The 15,929-nt window shown below is 70.1% G+C and carries 18 protein-coding genes; 3 read left to right on the top strand and 15 right to left on the bottom strand.

Features of this window, described 5'->3' with window-relative positions; translation table 11 throughout:
* The first annotated feature begins 89 nt into the window (after positions 1 to 89).
* Both ACFUPX_RS42510 and ACFUPX_RS42505 read left to right on the top strand, forming a co-directional pair.
* Complete coding sequence (locus tag ACFUPX_RS42510) at positions 90 to 653, top strand: DUF1697 domain-containing protein (protein ID WP_383334829.1); 564 nt, start codon at positions 90 to 92, stop codon at positions 651 to 653.
* Positions 646 to 1,029, top strand: a complete 384-nt coding sequence (locus ACFUPX_RS42505; protein WP_383334827.1) for a DUF4440 domain-containing protein — start codon at positions 646 to 648, stop codon at positions 1,027 to 1,029. Before ACFUPX_RS42510 ends, ACFUPX_RS42505 begins: the two co-directional genes overlap by 8 nt.
* A 30-nt stretch (positions 1,030 to 1,059) precedes the next feature.
* Here the strand turns inward: ACFUPX_RS42505 and ACFUPX_RS42500 are convergent, their stop codons facing one another.
* The 15 genes from ACFUPX_RS42500 to ACFUPX_RS42430 form a co-directional block, all read right to left on the bottom strand.
* Positions 1,060 to 1,569, bottom strand: a complete 510-nt coding sequence (locus ACFUPX_RS42500; RefSeq protein WP_383334825.1) for a GNAT family N-acetyltransferase — start codon at positions 1,567 to 1,569, stop codon at positions 1,060 to 1,062.
* Positions 1,570 to 1,615: 46 nt separating this feature from the next.
* Positions 1,616 to 2,473, bottom strand: a complete 858-nt coding sequence (locus tag ACFUPX_RS42495) for a hypothetical protein (RefSeq protein WP_383334823.1) — start codon at positions 2,471 to 2,473, stop codon at positions 1,616 to 1,618.
* Positions 2,474 to 2,484: 11 nt separating this feature from the next.
* Positions 2,485 to 3,246, bottom strand: coding sequence for a sirohydrochlorin chelatase (locus ACFUPX_RS42490; RefSeq protein WP_383334821.1), 762 nt, complete (start codon positions 3,244 to 3,246; stop codon positions 2,485 to 2,487).
* A gap of 6 nt (positions 3,247 to 3,252) precedes the next feature.
* On the bottom strand, positions 3,253 to 4,173 hold the full coding sequence (locus tag ACFUPX_RS42485) for an ABC transporter permease (protein ID WP_383334819.1): 921 nt from the start codon (positions 4,171 to 4,173) through the stop codon (positions 3,253 to 3,255).
* Entirely contained in the window at positions 4,160 to 4,951 is a 792-nt protein-coding gene (locus tag ACFUPX_RS42480; protein WP_383334817.1) for an ABC transporter ATP-binding protein, read from the bottom strand. The genes ACFUPX_RS42485 and ACFUPX_RS42480 overlap by 14 nt, the downstream gene beginning before the upstream one ends.
* A 36-nt stretch (positions 4,952 to 4,987) precedes the next feature.
* Positions 4,988 to 6,118, bottom strand: a complete 1,131-nt coding sequence (locus ACFUPX_RS42475) for an ABC transporter substrate-binding protein (RefSeq protein WP_383334815.1) — start codon at positions 6,116 to 6,118, stop codon at positions 4,988 to 4,990.
* Positions 6,119 to 6,348: 230 nt separating this feature from the next.
* Entirely contained in the window at positions 6,349 to 7,719 is a 1,371-nt protein-coding gene (locus ACFUPX_RS42470; RefSeq protein ID WP_383334813.1) for a sulfate adenylyltransferase subunit 1, read from the bottom strand.
* A 2-nt stretch (positions 7,720 to 7,721) separates the two neighbouring features.
* The gene (gene cysD / locus ACFUPX_RS42465; protein WP_383334811.1) at positions 7,722 to 8,660 is read right to left on the bottom strand and encodes a sulfate adenylyltransferase subunit CysD; all 939 of its coding nucleotides are present in this window, start codon (positions 8,658 to 8,660) and stop codon (positions 7,722 to 7,724) included.
* Between the two features lie 91 nt (positions 8,661 to 8,751).
* Positions 8,752 to 9,339, bottom strand: a complete 588-nt coding sequence (cysC, locus tag ACFUPX_RS42460) for an adenylyl-sulfate kinase (protein WP_383334809.1) — start codon at positions 9,337 to 9,339, stop codon at positions 8,752 to 8,754.
* The gene (locus ACFUPX_RS42455) at positions 9,339 to 10,052 is read right to left on the bottom strand and encodes a phosphoadenylyl-sulfate reductase (RefSeq protein ID WP_383334808.1); all 714 of its coding nucleotides are present in this window, start codon (positions 10,050 to 10,052) and stop codon (positions 9,339 to 9,341) included. The genes cysC and ACFUPX_RS42455 overlap by 1 nt, the downstream gene beginning before the upstream one ends.
* Complete coding sequence (locus ACFUPX_RS42450) at positions 10,049 to 10,228, bottom strand: hypothetical protein (RefSeq protein WP_383334806.1); 180 nt, start codon at positions 10,226 to 10,228, stop codon at positions 10,049 to 10,051. The genes ACFUPX_RS42455 and ACFUPX_RS42450 overlap by 4 nt, the downstream gene beginning before the upstream one ends.
* The gene (locus ACFUPX_RS42445) at positions 10,225 to 11,922 is read right to left on the bottom strand and encodes a nitrite/sulfite reductase (protein WP_383334804.1); all 1,698 of its coding nucleotides are present in this window, start codon (positions 11,920 to 11,922) and stop codon (positions 10,225 to 10,227) included. The genes ACFUPX_RS42450 and ACFUPX_RS42445 overlap by 4 nt, the downstream gene beginning before the upstream one ends.
* 116 nt (positions 11,923 to 12,038) lie before the next feature.
* Positions 12,039 to 12,122, bottom strand: a complete 84-nt coding sequence (locus ACFUPX_RS42440) for a putative leader peptide (protein ID WP_323178717.1) — start codon at positions 12,120 to 12,122, stop codon at positions 12,039 to 12,041.
* Positions 12,123 to 12,315: 193 nt separating this feature from the next.
* The gene (locus ACFUPX_RS42435) at positions 12,316 to 12,879 is read right to left on the bottom strand and encodes a GNAT family N-acetyltransferase (protein ID WP_383334802.1); all 564 of its coding nucleotides are present in this window, start codon (positions 12,877 to 12,879) and stop codon (positions 12,316 to 12,318) included.
* Between the two features lie 146 nt (positions 12,880 to 13,025).
* Positions 13,026 to 14,663, bottom strand: a complete 1,638-nt coding sequence (locus ACFUPX_RS42430) for an acyl-CoA dehydrogenase family protein (RefSeq protein ID WP_383334800.1) — start codon at positions 14,661 to 14,663, stop codon at positions 13,026 to 13,028.
* Between the two features lie 17 nt (positions 14,664 to 14,680).
* Between ACFUPX_RS42430 and ACFUPX_RS42425 the strand changes: the two genes are divergently transcribed.
* Positions 14,681 to 15,829, top strand: coding sequence for a YihY/virulence factor BrkB family protein (locus tag ACFUPX_RS42425; RefSeq protein ID WP_383334798.1), 1,149 nt, complete (start codon positions 14,681 to 14,683; stop codon positions 15,827 to 15,829).
* Positions 15,830 to 15,929: the final 100 nt, after the last annotated feature.

Below are 15,929 nucleotides of genomic sequence, written 5' to 3'. Positions count from 1 at the left end.
CGTATATTTTTATAAGACACACCACCCACTTACCGGGGGGCCGTCGCGCCCCCCCCCCCGGGGCGCGACGGCCGTCTTATGGTGTGCGGATGACGGACAAGGCTTACGCGGCGCTTCTACGTGGCATCAACGTGGGCGGCAGGAGAAAGCTGCCGATGGGGGAGTTGCGCCCGCTCCTCTCCGGTCTTGGCTTCGGCGACGTGCGCACGCACCTGCAGAGCGGCAACGCGGTCTTCACCGCCGAGGCCGCCGCCGAGGACGCCCTGGCCGCGCGGGTCGGTGAAGCCATCGAGGGGCACTTCGGCTTCGCCGTGGACGTCCTGGTGCGCGACGGCGCGTATCTGAAGGCGGTGGCCGACGCCTGCCCCTTCCCCGCGGCCTCGCTCGAAGGCAAGCAGCTGCACGTCACGTACTTCTCCGAGCCGGTGGACGCCTCCCGGCTCGACGCGATCGACCCGGCCGCCTTCCTCCCCGAGGAGTTCCGCCTCGGAGACCGCGCCCTCTACCTCTACGCGCCGGACGGACTCGGCCGGTCCAAACTGGGCGAGGTCCTCTCGCGCCCCGCCCTGTTCAAGGGCGTCGTCGCCACCTCCCGCAACTGGAACACCGTCGCCAAGCTGGTCGAGCTGACCCAGGAGCTCGACCGTGGCTGACCGCACCCCCGCCGTCGAGGCGGCCATCGAGGCCGAACTGCGGCTGCTCGCCCCCGAGGTCCGCACGCAGCCCGAACTGCTCGGGGCGCTGCTGCACCCGGAGTTCACCGAATTCGGCGCATCGGGCACCCCCTGGGACCGCGAGTCGATCATCAAGGCCCTCAGCGAGAACACCCACCGGACCGGCCGCCCGATCATGACCTCCCGGATGCGCGGCACCGAGCTCGCCCAGGACGTCGTACACCTCACCTTCGACACCGAGAGCAACGGCCGCACCGCCCACCGCAGTTCGCTGTGGCGGCTGTACGAGGGCGAGTGGCTGCTCTGGTTCCACCAGGGAACGCCGTTCACCCCGCAGGGCCCGCCACAGCCCTGATCGGCCCGCCATCTGCCGCGGGCCCGGACTTCAGCCGAGCACCGAGGTCATCAGGAGCGTGGTGCGGCCGTTGTCCTCCGGGACCGCGCGGCCCTGGGTGAAGCCGAGCCGCTTGAGCACGGTGAGGGACGCGATGTTCTCCGCGTCCACGGTCGCGTGCACCTCGGGCAGGGCCAGCGTCTCGTGGCCGTACGAGGTGAGCAGGCGGGCGAGCTCCGTGCCGAGGCCCATCCCCCAGCTGCCGCGGAAGAGGCCGTAGACGATCTCGTGGCCGTCGAGCCAGCTCTCGGGCGACGGCTTTATCTCCGCGTGGCCGACATAGCGCCCCTCGTGCCGCACCGCCCAGACCGGAAACTGGTTCTCGGCGTACACGAGGCCGAATATCCGGCGGAACAGCGCATGGGTCTGGTCCACGCTCTGCATCCCGTCCCCGAACCAGCGGCCCACGGCCTCGTCCTGGAGGAGCGAGACGAACTGGTCCTCGTCGGCGGCGACGTAGGGGGACAGGCTCAGGCGCTCGGAGCGGAGTACGGGGGTCATCGGCGTGACGGTAGGGGTCCGAACGGTACTTCGGCAACCGGATTGACTAACTCGTGGGCTGCGGAAGTCCGATGGGGTTGGGGAAGGGGACGACGTCCGCCGCCAGGATGTGCCGCACCGGACGTTCGAGCGCGGCAAGGAGCGCGTCCGCGTCCCGCGCGGCGAGCGGGCGCAGCAGGCGCGCCGACAGCCGGTCCGTGGCGTCCTCGATCAGCTCGCGCTCCGTGCGGCCGTGCTCGGTGATGTGTCCGTCGCCGTCCACCAGACCGCGCCCGCGCAGCCGGTCCACCGCGTGCGCCCAGTCCTGCTCGGCCCACCCCCGGTCGTGCCGGATGGTCTCCGGGTCCACGCGGCCCGTGGCGGCGGCGAGCACCAGCGCCTCACAGGCGTCCAGGCCGTGGTCGGCGAGCGCGGCGACATGCGCGTCGCCCCTGAACTCCCGCACGCAGGTGACCAGTTGCCACAGCCGCTGCACCGGGTCGGCCCGCTCGCTCACGTCCCGGTTCGCCGAGAACAGCGGGCGGGCCAGGGAGGGGGCGTCCCCGACCATCGCGGCCAGCGGCGGGCAGAGGGCGACGGCCTGGTCGTCGATGCCCGGGACCAGCGCGCGCAGGGCCCGCGCCGCACAGGCGGCACGCTCCTCCACGATCCGGCCCGGCGACACGTACTGCCAGGCGGACGGCAGGGCCCGCTCCACCATGCCGGGGGCGAAGACACCGAGCGCCGCCGTCGCGGGGCCCGCCTCGACCGGGCCCATGGGGGCGGTGCGGGCCGCGAAGTAGCCCATCCAGAAGCCCTTGAGGCCCAGCGCCCTGCCCAGGCCGCGGCAGCTCTCCTCGAAGTAGATCACTGCGTGCAGGGGCTCGGTCCGCAGCCACAGCGTCCGGGATCTGGTGAGGGTCATGAACCCACAAGCTAGGCCAGCACGGGAACCCGCGCCACCCGCCCGACCGCACCGGACTCGGCGCAGGCCTCTTCGAAGCGTTGCACGAGCAGCCGCGCCAACCCCGCGGACGGGCCGAGCACTTGGGCCGTGACGTCCGCGTCGGCCGCGCCCCGCGCGATGCGGTCCGGCAGAAAACCGGGCGCGATGACGTACGGAGCCACCGCCACCCGGCGCACGCCCAGCTCGCGCAGCTCCCGCACGGCGTCCTCCGTGCGGGGCAGAGATGCGGAGGCGAACGCAGGCCGCACGGCGCACCAACCGGTGTGCCGCCACTCCCGCGCGATTTCAGCGATCACTGCGATCGCCTCCGGGTCCGATGACCCCGCCGAGGCAAGCACGACCCCGGTCGAGGACTTGTCGGCGGGCGTGAGGCCCGCCTCGTACAACCGCTGGTCCAGAGCGGTCAGGAGCAGCGGCGAAGGGCCGAGCACCCCCGCCTGCCGGATGCGCAGGCGCGGCGGTGCCTGGCTCAGGACCGCGGGGATGTCCTTCTTCGCGTGGAACGCGCGGGTGAGGAGCAGGGGCAGCGCGATCACGTCGCGTACGCCCTCGGCGTCCAGGGACTCCAGGACCTCGGGGACCGAGGGCGAGTCGAAGTCGAGGAAACCCGTCTCCACCCGCAGCCCCGGCCGCTGCTCGCGCACCCGTCGCACCAGGGCGCGCACCGTCGCGGCATGCCGCGGATCGCGGCTGCCGTGGGCGACGACGAGCAGGACGGGACGGCCGTACATGGTGGGTCAGCTCCTCACGAGGAGTCCGCGGCTGCGCAGGACGCGCCGCTCCAGGGGACTGAAGATCAGCAGGTCGATGGCGATGCCGACGACGAGGATCAGCAGGATCGCGAAGAAGACCTGCGACATGCTGCTGTTCGTGCGGCCCGCTTCCAGGAGCTGGCCAAGCCCCATGCCCAGGTCGGGCGACTGCGCGATGATCTCCGCGGCCATCAGCGAGCGCCACGAGAACGCCCAGCCCTGCTTCAGACCCGCCAGATAGCCGGGCAGCGCCGCGGGCATCACGATGTGCCAGGTGTGGCGCAGGCCCGTCGCCCCCAGGGTGCGGCCGGCCCGCAGGAAGAGCGGCGGCACCTGGTCGACGCCCGCGACCAGGCCGTTGGCGATCGAGGGGACCGCGCCGAGCAGGATCACCGCGTACATCATCTGGTCGTTGAGCCCGAGCCAGATCACCGCCGGCGGCACCCACGCCACGGAGGGAAGCGACTGCAGACCGGACAGGATCGGGCCGATCGCGGCCCTGATGAACCGCACCCGGGCCACGATCAGACCCAGGGGCGTACCGATCGCGAGGGCCATCAGGAAGCCCAGCAGGCCGCGCGACACGGACGTCCAGATGTACTCCAGGAGCGTGCCCTGGAGCCAGGCGTCCTCCACCTCGTGCCAGACGGTGGAGGGCGCGGGCAGCTTGTAGGAGTCGGTGACCTTCGCCCACACCAGGATCTGCCACACCACGACGACCAGCAGGACGGCGGTCACCGGCGGCAGGATCTTCTGGACGAAGGTCTGGCGGAAGGGCGTGCGCCGGGTCTGGACCGCGTCCAGGGCGTCGAGCCCCGCCTCGAGACCTGCCAGGTCCTGGCCGCGGTCCCGCTCGGCGCCGCTGTCCCTCTCGGTCTTGTCGACCGGAGTGTCAGTGCTGGCCATGTCGGCGGATCTCCCCACGCAGTTGTTCGGTGATCTCGACGGACAGTTCCGCGACGGCGGAGTCCTCGATGCGGCGCGGGTGGGGGATGTCCACCCGCCACTCGTGCGCCACCCGGCCCGGACGCGACGAGAGGAGCACGACGCGCTCGGCGAGGCGGACGGCCTCGCGCACGTTGTGCGTGACGAAGAGGACGGAGACGTTCGTCTCGCGCCAGATGCGGGTCAGTTCGTCGTGCAGGACGTCACGCGTGATCGCGTCGAGCGCCGCGAACGGCTCGTCCATCAGCAGGATCTTGCTGTCCTGAGCGAGCGCACGGGCCAGCGCCACCCGCTGGCGCATGCCGCCGGACAGCTCGTGCACCCGCTTGCCGTACGCGCCTTGCAGCCGTACGAGGCCGAGGAGCTCCTCGGCCCGCTCGCGCCGCTCGGCCTTCGGGATGCCCCGCAGCTTCAGGGCGAGCTCGATGTTCTTGCCCGCGGTCAGCCACGGGAACAGCGCGTGCTCCTGGAACATCAGGGCAGGGCGGCCGTCGGTGGCGATGTCGCCCGCCGACGGCTTGTCGAGCCCGGCCACCAGATTGAGCAGCGTCGACTTGCCGCAGCCCGAGGCTCCCAGGAGGGTGACGAACTCGCCGGGAGCGACATCGAGCGTGATGTCGTCCAGGACGAGCTGCTGCCCGGCGGGCGTGGCGAAGGACTTCGAGACATGCTCGATCCGGGCTGCGTGCGGGGCGGCCGTGATGTCGTCCGCCGCCTTGGCGAGGGTTGTGGTCGCCATGGTCGTCACCTCCTGGGAACTGGTCTGCTTCCGGGGTTACTTGACGCCGAGACCGGCGTCGTCGACGGCGGGCTTGCCCTCGGCCTTGAGGACCTTGTTCAGCGGCTTCAGGTCGTAGATGCCCTTGAGGTTCGGCTTCTCCAGGAGGCCCGCCTTCACCGCGTGCTTCGCCTCGGAGTCGAGCGTGGCGGCCAGCGGGTCGTCCGTGGTCTGGATGGACTTCCACGCCGGGTCGATGACGCCGGCGGGCAGCGCCTTGCCGGACGACTCCTTGAGGGCGGCGTTGGCGGAGGCCTTCGCCTTGTCGGGGTTGTCCTTGATCCACTGGTTGGTCTTCACCGAACCGCGCAGGACCGCCTCGACGACCTTCGGGTGCTCCTTGAGGAACGACTGGGACACGATGATGTTCGTGATCACGAACTTCTTGTCCGGCCACAGGTCGGACTCGTCGAGGATCGCCTTGCCGCCCTCGGCGACCAGTTTCGACGCGGTCGGCTCCGGCACCCAGGCGCCGTCGATCGAGCCGGACTTGTAGGCGTCAGGGGTGATCTTGTTGTCGGTGCGGACCACCGAGACGTTGCCCTTGCCGCTCTCCGCGTCGACCTTCCAGCCCTTTTCCTTGACCCAGTTGAGGAAGGCCACGTCCTGGGTGTTGCCGAGCTGCGGCGTCGCGATCTTCTTGCCCTTGACGTCGTCCAGGGACTTGATCTTCTTGGGGTTGACCACCAGCTTCACGCCACCGGACGCCGAGCCGCCGATGATGCGCAGGTTCTTGCCCTGGGACTTCGTGTAGCCGTTGATCGAGGGCGACGGGCCGATCCAGCCGATGTCGATCGACTTCGAGTTCAGCGCCTCGATCTCCGAAGGCCCCGCGTTGAACTGCGTGTACTTCGCCTTCGTCGCGCCCAGTTCCTTCTGGAACAGGCCCTCCTGGTCACCGACGAGCGCCGTGGCGTGCGTGAGGTTCGGGAAGTACCCGATCTTCACCTCGTCCAGGCCCTCGATCTTCTTCGCACCCGAGGCCACCTCGGCCTTGTCGTTGTCGTCGTCGGAGTCGGATCCGTAGCCGCAGGAGGTGAGCACCACGGCGAGCAGCGGCAGGGCGGTGACGGCGGCGAGGGCGCGTCGGCCACCGGTGGTACGTGGAGTGCGGAAGCTGGCAGGCACGGGAGGTGGTCCTCTCGTTGGCCCGGCTCTCACGCCGTCAGGGCGTGGCCGGGAGATCGGCAGGTTTTCGTCTTCGCAGGTCGAACTCGCGGGGGGTGTGGGCGCGCAAGCGGTGCGCGTACGTCTTCACGCACATCGCCCGACCCCGCCCTGTCCGCTGCCGAGGGCGCCGCTGCCGATGCGGCCGCCCTCCTTCGCGAAGGTCGAGAAGTAGTCGATGGAAGTCATGGTCAGAAGTCCCATCCCTCGTCGTCCGCGGCCGGCGCGGCCTTTTCGGCCGACTCGGTGGAGGCGAACGCGTCGCCCGCCATGCCCGCCGCGAGCGTCGTGCCGTCGGCCGGGTCGATGAGCAGGAACGAACCCGTGCGGCGCGAGGCGGCGTACGAGTCGACGGCGATCGGCTCCGCGGTGCGGATGACGACGCGGCCGATGTCGTTGGCGACCAGCTCTCCGGGCGCCGGGTGCTGGGAGAGGTCGTCCAGGGTGAGCCGCGAGGGGATGTCCTTGACGATCGCCTTGACCGTGCGGGTGGTGTGCTTGAGCAGCACCCGCTGGCCGACGGCGAGCGCGGTGTCCGCGACGTGGCAGACCGTCGCCGTGAGGTCCTGCGAGATCGGCGGCTGGTCGCCGCTCGGCACGATCAGGTCGCCACGCGCGATGTCGATGTCGCTCTCCAGGAGCAGCGTCACGGACTGCGGCGTCCACGCGACGTCCACCGGCTCGCCGAGCAGGTCGATCCCTGAGATCTTCGACGTCTTGCCCGAGGGAAGCACGGTCACGGACTCGCCGACCCGGAAGGTGCCCGCCGCGATCTGCCCCGCATAGCCCCGGTAGTCGGGGTGCTCGGCGGTCTGCGGGCGGATCACGTACTGGACGGGCAGGCGGGCGTGGCAGGAGGTCAGGTCGTGGCTGACCGGGACCGTCTCCAGGTGTTCGAGGACGGTGGGGCCGCCGTACCAGTCCATGTTGGAGGACGGCTCGACGACATTGTCCCCGGCGAGCGCCGAGATGGGGATCGCGGTGATCTCCGGTACGCCCAGCTCGCTGGCGTAGGCGGTGAATTCCTCGGCGATCTTCGCGAAGACGGTCTCCTCGTAGGCGACGAGGTCCATCTTGTTCACGGCGAGCACGACGTGCGGGACGCGCAGGAGCGCGGCGACGGCGGCGTGGCGGCGGGTCTGCTCGATGACTCCGTTGCGGGCGTCGACCAGGACCACGGCGAGGTCGGCGGTGGAGGCGCCGGTGACCATGTTCCGCGTGTACTGCACGTGGCCGGGGGTGTCGGCGAGGATGAACCGGCGCGCGGGCGTGGCGAAGTAGCGGTAGGCGACGTCGATGGTGATGCCCTGCTCGCGCTCGGCCCGCAGGCCGTCGGTGAGCAGTGCCAGGTCGGGTGCCTCCTGGCCGCGGCCCAGCGAGACGCGCTCCACGGCTTCGAGCTGGTCGGTCAGGACCGACTTGGAGTCGTGCAGCAGCCGCCCCACCAGGGTGGACTTGCCGTCGTCGACGGACCCCGCGGTGGCGAACCGCAGCAGGGTGGTGGCCGAGAGCTGCTCGTTGGAGAGCGGCTGCGCCTTGTCGGGTTCGGTGGTGCTGGTCATGGTTAGAAGTACCCCTCGCGCTTGCGGTCTTCCATCGCGGCCTCGGACATCTTGTCGTCGGCGCGGGTGGCGCCACGCTCGGTCAGACGGGAGGCGGCGATCTCGGTGATGACGGCTTCCAGCGTGGTGGCGTCGGAGTCGACGGCGCCGGTGCAGGACATGTCACCGACCGTGCGGTAGCGCACGAGGCGCTTCTCGACGGTCTCCTCGTCCTTGGGGCCGCCCCATTCACCGGCGGTCAGCCACATGCCCGCGCGCTGGAAGACGTCCCGCTCGTGCGCGAAGTAGATCTCGGGCAGGTCGATGCGCTCGCGGGCGATGTACTGCCAGACGTCCAGCTCGGTCCAGTTGGAGATCGGGAAGACGCGCACGTGTTCGCCGGGCGCGTGGCGGCCGTTGTAGAGCTGCCACAGCTCGGGGCGCTGGCGGCGCGGGTCCCACTGCGAGAACTCGTCGCGCAGGGAGAACACCCGCTCCTTGGCGCGGGCCTTCTCCTCGTCGCGGCGCCCGCCGCCGAAGACCGCGTCGAACTTCTCGCTCTGGATCTTCTCGGTGAGCGGGACGGTCTGCAGCGGGTTGCGGGTGCCGTCGGGGCGTTCGCGCAGCTTGCCCGCGTCGATGTAGTCCTGCACGGAGGCCACATGCAGGCGCAGGCCGTGCTCGGCGACCACGCGGTCGCGGTAGGCGAGGACCTCGGGGAAGTTGTGCCCGGTGTCCACGTGCAGGAGCGAGAAGGGGATCGCCGCGGGGGCGAACGCCTTCAGCGCCAGGTGCAGCATGAGGATCGAGTCCTTGCCGCCGGAGAAGAGGATCACCGGCCGCTCGAACTCCCCCGCCACCTCACGGAAGATGTGCACCGCCTCGGACTCCAGGGAGTCCAGGTGCGACAGCGCGTACGGGCTGTCGGTCCCCTCGGTCACGGTGGCCACGGTGGTCGTCATGCTGCACCCCTTTCGTTCGCTTCTCCGCCTGCGCGGCGCAGAGGTGCGGGATTCGCGGTCGTCTGCGGCTGGGCGGCCACGCATGCGTCGCTCACAGGACACCCCTTTCGATGAGCAGCGCGCGCAAGGCCGCCGCGGACTCCTGCACGGTCTGGTCCTGGGACTCGATGCGCAGATCGGGCGACTCGGGTGCCTCGTAGGGGTCGTCGACCCCCGTGAGCCCGGAGATCTCGCCGGCCGCCTGCTTGGCGTACAGACCCTTCACGTCGCGTACGGAGCAGACCTCCACCGGAGTGGCCACATGGACCTCCAGGTAGGGCGTGCCGCCCTTCTGGTGGCGCTCCCGCACCGCCTCACGGCTGTCGGCGAACGGCGCGATCACCGGCACCAGGACCTTCACGCCGTTACGGGCGAGGAGTTCGGCGACGAAGCCGATGCGCTGCACGTTCGTGTGCCGGTCCGCGCGGCTGAAGCCGAGGCCCGCCGAGAGGAACTCGCGGATCTCGTCGCCGTCGAGCACCTCGACCCGGTGGCCGTCCTCGCCCAGCCTGCCCGCGAGTTCGTGGGCGATGGTGGTCTTGCCCGCACTGGGCAGACCCGTGAGCCAGATGGTGGCTCCGGTGGTCACGTGCTTCTCCGATACGTGTAGCGGCTCGGTCGCTGTCCGAGGCTCTGTCATCAGTGGATCCCGCACTCGGTCTTGGCGTTGCCCGACCAGCGTCCGGCGCGTGCGTCCTCGCCCTCCAGGAGGCGGCGGGTGCAGGGCGCGCAGCCCACGGAGCCGTAACCGTCCATGAGGAGCGGGTTGGTCAGGACCCCGTGCTCGGTGACGTAGGCGTCCACGTCGTCCTGCGTCCAGCGGGCGATCGGGGAGACCTTGACCTTCTGGCGCATCTCGTCCCAGCCGACGACCGGGGTGTGCGCCCGGGTCGGCGACTCGTCGCGCCGCAGACCGGTCGCCCACGCGGCGTACGAAGTCAGGCCCTCCTCAAGGGGCTTGACCTTGCGCATCGCGCAGCACAGGTCCGGCTCGCGGTCGTGCAGCTTCGCGCCGAACTCGGCGTCCTGCTCGGCGACCGACTGCTTCGGCGAGAGCGTGATGACGTTGACGTCCATCACCGCGGCGACGGCGTCCCGGGTGCCGATGGTCTCGGGGAAGTGGTAGCCGGTGTCGAGGAACACGACGTCCACGCCGGGGCGGGCACGCGAGGCCAGGTGGGCGACGACGGCGTCCTCCATGGAGGAGGTCACGCAGAAGCGCTCGCCGAACGTGTCCACCGCCCACTGGAGGATCTCCAGGGCGGACGCGTCTTCCAGCTCCCGCCCGGCCTGCTCGGCGAGAGACTTCAACTCGTCGTTCGTGCGCTGCTCTTGGGCCTGAGTGGCCGTCATATCTCTTCCCCTCCCACGCTGTTGCGCTGAACTCCCTGGGCGAGAAGCCCGAGGAACTTCAACTGGAAGGCTCGATTGCACGCGGCGCATTCCCATGCGCCGTGACCGGTCTCGTTCGGGCGCAGGTCCTCGTCGCCGCAGTAGGGGCAGTGGAAGGGCGCGGCACGCTCGCTCACTTCAGGGCCTCCTCGCTGGCGCGGGCCACCCAGGTGGCGAAGCGCTCGTCGTCCGCGCGCTCCTCCTGGAACCGGGTAAGGACCCGCTCGACGTAGTCCGGCAGCTCGGCCGAAGTGACCTTCAGGCCGCGGACCTTGCGGCCGAACCCGGCCTCCAGGCCCAGCGCGCCGCCCAGGTGCACCTGGAAGCCTTCGACCTGGTTGCCGTCGCCGTCAAGGACGAGCTGGCCCTTGAGGCCGATGTCGGCGACCTGGATACGGGCGCAGGCGTTCGGGCAGCCGTTGACGTTGATGGTGATCGGCTGGTCGAACTCCGGGATGCGGCGCTCCAGTTCGTCGATGAGCGAGGCGCCGCGCGCCTTCGTCTCGACGATCGCGAGCTTGCAGAACTCGATGCCGGTGCAGGCCATGGTGCCCCGCCGGAAGGGTGAGGGAGTCACCCGCAGGTCAAGGGCTTCGAGCCCCGCCACGAGCGACTCGACCTGCGCCTCTTCGACGTCGAGCACGATCATCTTCTGCTCGGCGGTGGTGCGGAGTCGGCCCGAGCCGTGGGCCGCGGCGACATCGGCGATCTTCGTGAGCGTCGTGCCGTCCACCCGGCCCACGCGGGGGGCGAAGCCGACGTAGAAGCGGCCGTCCTTCTGCTTGTGTACGCCGAGGTGGTCGCGCCAGGTGCCGGCGGGCTGCTCGGGCGCGGGTCCGTCGGTGAGCTCGCGCTTGAGGTACTCGTCCTGCAGGATCTGCCGGAACTTCTCCGGGCCCCAGTCGGCGACGAGGAACTTCAAGCGGGCGCGGGTGCGCAGGCGGCGGTAGCCGTAGTCACGGAAGATGCCGATGACGCCGGTCCACACCTCGGGCACCTCGTCCAGCGGCACCCACGCGCCGAGCCGCACGCCCAGCTTCGGGTTGGTGGAGAGCCCGCCGCCGACCCAGAGGTCGAAACCGGGGCCGTGCTCGGGGTGGTTCACGCCGACGAACGCGATGTCGTTGATCTCGTGCGCGACGTCCAGCTGCGGCGATCCGGAGATCGCCGTCTTGAACTTGCGCGGCAGGTTCGAGAACTCCGGGCTGCCGATGAAGCGGCGCTGGATCTCGTCGATGGCGGGGGAGCCGTCGATGATCTCGTTCTCGGCGACACCGGCGACGGGCGAACCGAGGATGACGCGGGGCGTGTCACCGCAGGCCTCGGTCGTGGAGAGCCCGACAGCTTCGAGCCGCTCCCAGATCTCGGGTACGTCCTCGATGCGGATCCAGTGGTACTGCACGTTCTGCCGGTCGGTGAGGTCGGCGGTCCCCCGCGCGAACTCCTGCGAGATCTCGCCGATGACGCGCAGCTGCTCGGTGGTGAGCCGCCCGCCGTCGATCCGCACCCGCAGCATGAAGTACTCGTCGTCCAGCTCTTCCGGCTCCAGGATGGCGGTCTTGCCGCCGTCGATGCCCTGTCGGCGCTGGGTGTAGAGCCCCCACCAGCGCATACGCCCACGAAGGTCGTTCGGGTCGATGGAGTCGAAGCCACGCTTGGAGTAGATCGTCTCAATGCGTGTCCGCACATTGAGACCGTCGTCGTCCTTCTTGAACTGCTCGTTGCCGTTCAGCGGCGTGAAGTGGCCAACGGCCCACTGGCCCTCACCACGGTGACGGCTCGCCTTGCGCCGGGGCGCGGCAGTCGTGGGTTTTTCAGGGGTGGCAGCCATGGCTATACGTCCTTCAAGGCGGGCTGAGGGCTGGGCTGACCTGCACACTTCGCGCAGGAGGCGCGGCGGTGCGCAAGGGAGTGGTCAGGTGAGGAGAATCGTCGGCGCTGGTGCTGTCAGCTCGCCGGACACATGGCGCTGGACATGCGGCAGAGATCGACGTGGCGTCGACTCACCAAGGCAATTCCAGTGCGATCCATGACGGAAGCGTGTCATGGGACTTTCGGCCCAGTCCACCATTATCCAGAATGTGGACGCGTGGGTCTCGCAATGCGAGACAGTGTGGTGCCGGTCACTTTCGCGGACCGGCGGTGGCGCCCCTCAAAGGGTGCGGGGAACTGCGCGACCAGCCACGACGGCCCCGCAGTCACATGCGCACCGCCGCGCGGAGCGCTACGCGCCGGGCCAAGGCCCCGGCGTGGCGACCTCCGGCTCCTGCTCGACCTTCGTGTCGAACAGCTTGAAGCCGCGCCGCAGGTAATTGTCCATGGCGTGCTCCCCGTCCTTGGAGCAGGTGTGCAGCCACACCCGCTTGGTCGGGGTCAGCTCGGGCCACCGCTCGGCCAGGTCCCAGGCCCGCCGCACCCCGTACGAGAGCAGATGCCCGCCGATCCGGCGCCCCCGGAAGGCGGGGACGAGCCCGAAGTACACGATCTCGACGACACCGCCCTCCTGCGCCGCCAGCTCCACGTAACCGGCGGGCGTCCCCTTGTCGTACGCCACCCAGGTCTCCACGCCCGGCTTCCCGAGCTCCTCCTGCCACTGCGCGTAGGAGAGGGAGAGGCGGTCCGTCCAGCGGATGTCACCGCCGACGGAGGCGTACAGGAAGCGGCTGAACTCGGGGGAGGGGATCTCGGCCCGGACGATCCGTACGTCGTCGCCCTCGGGGGCGGCGGCGGGGAGCAGATCGGTGGGAGCGCTCTGCTCCAGGGACCAAGTGGTGACAGTGAGGCTCATGCAGGTCAGAGAACCATGAGCCGCGGGCGCGGGCCAAGGCGGGCACGGTCGGCGGTGTGACAGGTATGACGGGTCTGACGGGTGTAGCGGGCGGTCGCCGTGCGCGCCCGCTCCACCGCCCCCCGATGACTCCCCGGTGACGCCCTCTAGTCCCCGAGGGGAGCGGCCCGCTCCACCACGGTGGCCAGATCGAGCGTGTGCGGCAGCGTGCCGAACGCCGAGCCCCAGTCGCCGCCGAGCCGCGAGGCACAGAACGCGTCGGCCACTTCCGACGGCGCGTACCGCACGAGGAGCGAGCCCTGGAGCACCAGCGCCATCCGCTCCACGACCCGGCGCGCCCGCGCCTCGATGCCGTCCAGGTCGGCCAGCTCGGTGAGCAGCCCCTTGATCGCGCCGTCCAGGCGGTGATCGGCGCCGCGCGCGAGGCCGACCTCCTGGAGGAAGGCGTTCAGCGCCAGCGGCTCCCGCTGGAGCGCCCGCAGCACGTCCAGGGCCTGTACGTTCCCCGAACCCTCCCAGATCGAGTTGAGCGGCGACTCGCGAAGCAGCCGCGGCATCCCCGACTCCTCGACGTATCCGTTGCCGCCGAGCACTTCAAGGGCCTCCACCACCAGCGGCGTACAGCGCTTGGTCACCCAGTACTTCGCGGCGGGCACCGCGATCCGCAGGAACGCCCGCTCCTGCTCGCCCCCGTCGTCGTACGCCGCCGCGAGCCGCATCGCGAGCGTCGTGGCCGCCTCCGACTCCAGGGCCAGGTCCGCGAGCACGTTGCGCATGAGCGGCTTGTCGACGAGCTTGCCGCCGAACGCCTCGCGGTACGTGGCGTGGTGAACGGCCTGCGCGACGGCCTGGCGCATGAGCGCCGCCGAGCCCACCACACAGTCGAGCCGGGTCGCCGCCACCATGTCGATGATGGTGCGCACCCCGCGCCCCTCGTCGCCGACCCGGCGCGCCCACGTCCCGTCGAACTCGACCTCGGCGGACGCATTCGACTTGTTGCCCAGTTTGTCCTTCAGCCGCTGAATGGCGAAGGCGTTCCGCGTTCCGTCGTCGAGCACCCGGGGCACGAGGAAACACGTAAGTCCCGTGTCGGTCTGCCCGAGCACGAGAAAGCCGTCGGACATGGGTGCGGAACAGAACCACTTGTGCCCCGTGAGTTCATAGGTGCCCTCTTGTGCGAGGGCCCGCGCACGCGTCGTATTCGCGCGTACGTCGCTGCCGCCCTGTTTCTCCGTCATGCCCATCCCGAAGAGCACTCCGGCCTTCTGGGGCGCGGGCCGAAGGCCTTTGTCGTAGACGAGAGAAGTGAGCCGGGGCTCCCATTCGGCGGCGAGCGCGGGATCGGCCCGCAGCGCGGGCACCGCCGCATGCGTCATCGACACCGGGCAGCCGTGCCCCGCCTCGACCTGCGACCACACCAGGAACCCGGCCGCGCGCCGCAGGTGACCGCCGGGCCGGTCCCAGGCGGCCGTCAGGCCGTGCGACACGGCCTTGCCGAGCAGCCGGTGCCACGAGGGATGGAAGTCGACCTCGTCGACGCGATTCCCATAGCGGTCATGGGTGTGCAGAACGGGCGGATTCTCATTGGCCTGGAACCCCCATTCCCGCGCCTGCTCCGAGCCGGCCGTGCGCCCGAGTTCGGAGAGTTGCTCGCGTGCGGTACCGAGAAGGGCGGGATCGAGATGCCGTTCGACCGCTTCCGTGAGCGCGCGGTCGGACGTAAAAACGTCATATCCCACCAGGGGCGGAGCCTGGTTGGTCACTGTGTGGGTGCTGGCTGCCATGCCGCTACGGTAAGGAGGTGCACCAGGCAAATGAAACTCCCGGGAGGCCGTCGGGCCGCTGGAACCGGGCCCGCGCTCTCTACAGCAACGTCTCCAAGCGCAGGACTGCCTGGCTGCTGCTCAAAGACACGGTCAACTCGTGCGTGGAATACCGCATCCTGGGGCTCGCGGCCGAGGCGGCGTTCTTCACCCTCCTGTCCGTGCCGCCGCTGCTGCTGAGCCTGATCGGTCTTCTCGCGTACGTGGACCGCTGGACCGGCGCGAACACGATCGCCAGCGTCGAGAACAACATCCTGGAGGCGTCCCGCACCGTCCTCTCCGACAAGGGCGTCAGCCAGATCGCGCAGCCGATACTGGAGGACGTGATGCGGGTCGGCAGGCCCGACGTCATCTCCATCGGCTTCCTCTTCGCCCTGTGGTCGGGCTCGCGCGCCGTGAACGTCTTCATCGACACGATCACGGTCATGTACGGCCTGGACGGCGCGCGCGGCATCGTCAAGACCCGGCTGCTCGCGTTCGGCCTGTTCATCGTGGCGCTGCTGATCGGTTCGGTGGCGCTGCCGCTGATGGTGGCGGGCCCCGACGCGGTGGTGAAGCTGGTGCCGGGCTCCACGACCGTGGTGCAGGTCCTGTACTGGCCGGTGGTGACGCTGCTGTCGGTGGTGTTCCTGACGACGCTTTACCACGTGTCGGTGCCGGTGCGGTCGCCCTGGGTGGAGGACATGCCCGGTGCGCTGATCGCCCTGGGCATGTGGGTCCTGGGGAGCTTCCTGCTCCGGATCTACCTGACGAGCACGGTCGAAGGACCCACGATCTACGGTTCGTTGGCGGCGCCGGTGGCCGTGCTGCTGTGGATCGGCGTGTCGGCGTTCGCGGTCCTGGTGGGGGCGGCGGTGAACGCGGCGATCGACCGGGTGTGGCCTTCCGTCGCCACGGCGGCCGCGCGAGCGGCCAACGATCGGATACGGGAGGCGAAGGCGGTGGAGGTGGTGGCCCGTGCGGCCGCCGCGCGGGAGGCCTCCGGGGACCCCGACGACCAGGACATGCCGTCCGAGTTCCCCGAGCGGTGGTCGCGCTTCCTCCCGCCGGACGACGTCTCCTCGCGCCTGCGGACGCACGTCAAGAAGCCCGGCGGGGGGAACGGCGAGCAGCCGCCCCCGGAGTAGGAACGTCCCTGCGGGGCTTCTCCCCAACCCCTTCGTTGCCGTCATCACCGGCTTCGCCGAGTTCGTCCTCGAACGCCGGACGGGCTGATGGGTTTCAGCC

Source organism: Streptomyces sp. NPDC057302, assembly GCF_042667685.1.
GTDB lineage: Bacteria > Actinomycetota > Actinomycetes > Streptomycetales > Streptomycetaceae > Streptomyces.
This window is presented reverse-complemented; position numbering and strand designations above follow the sequence as displayed.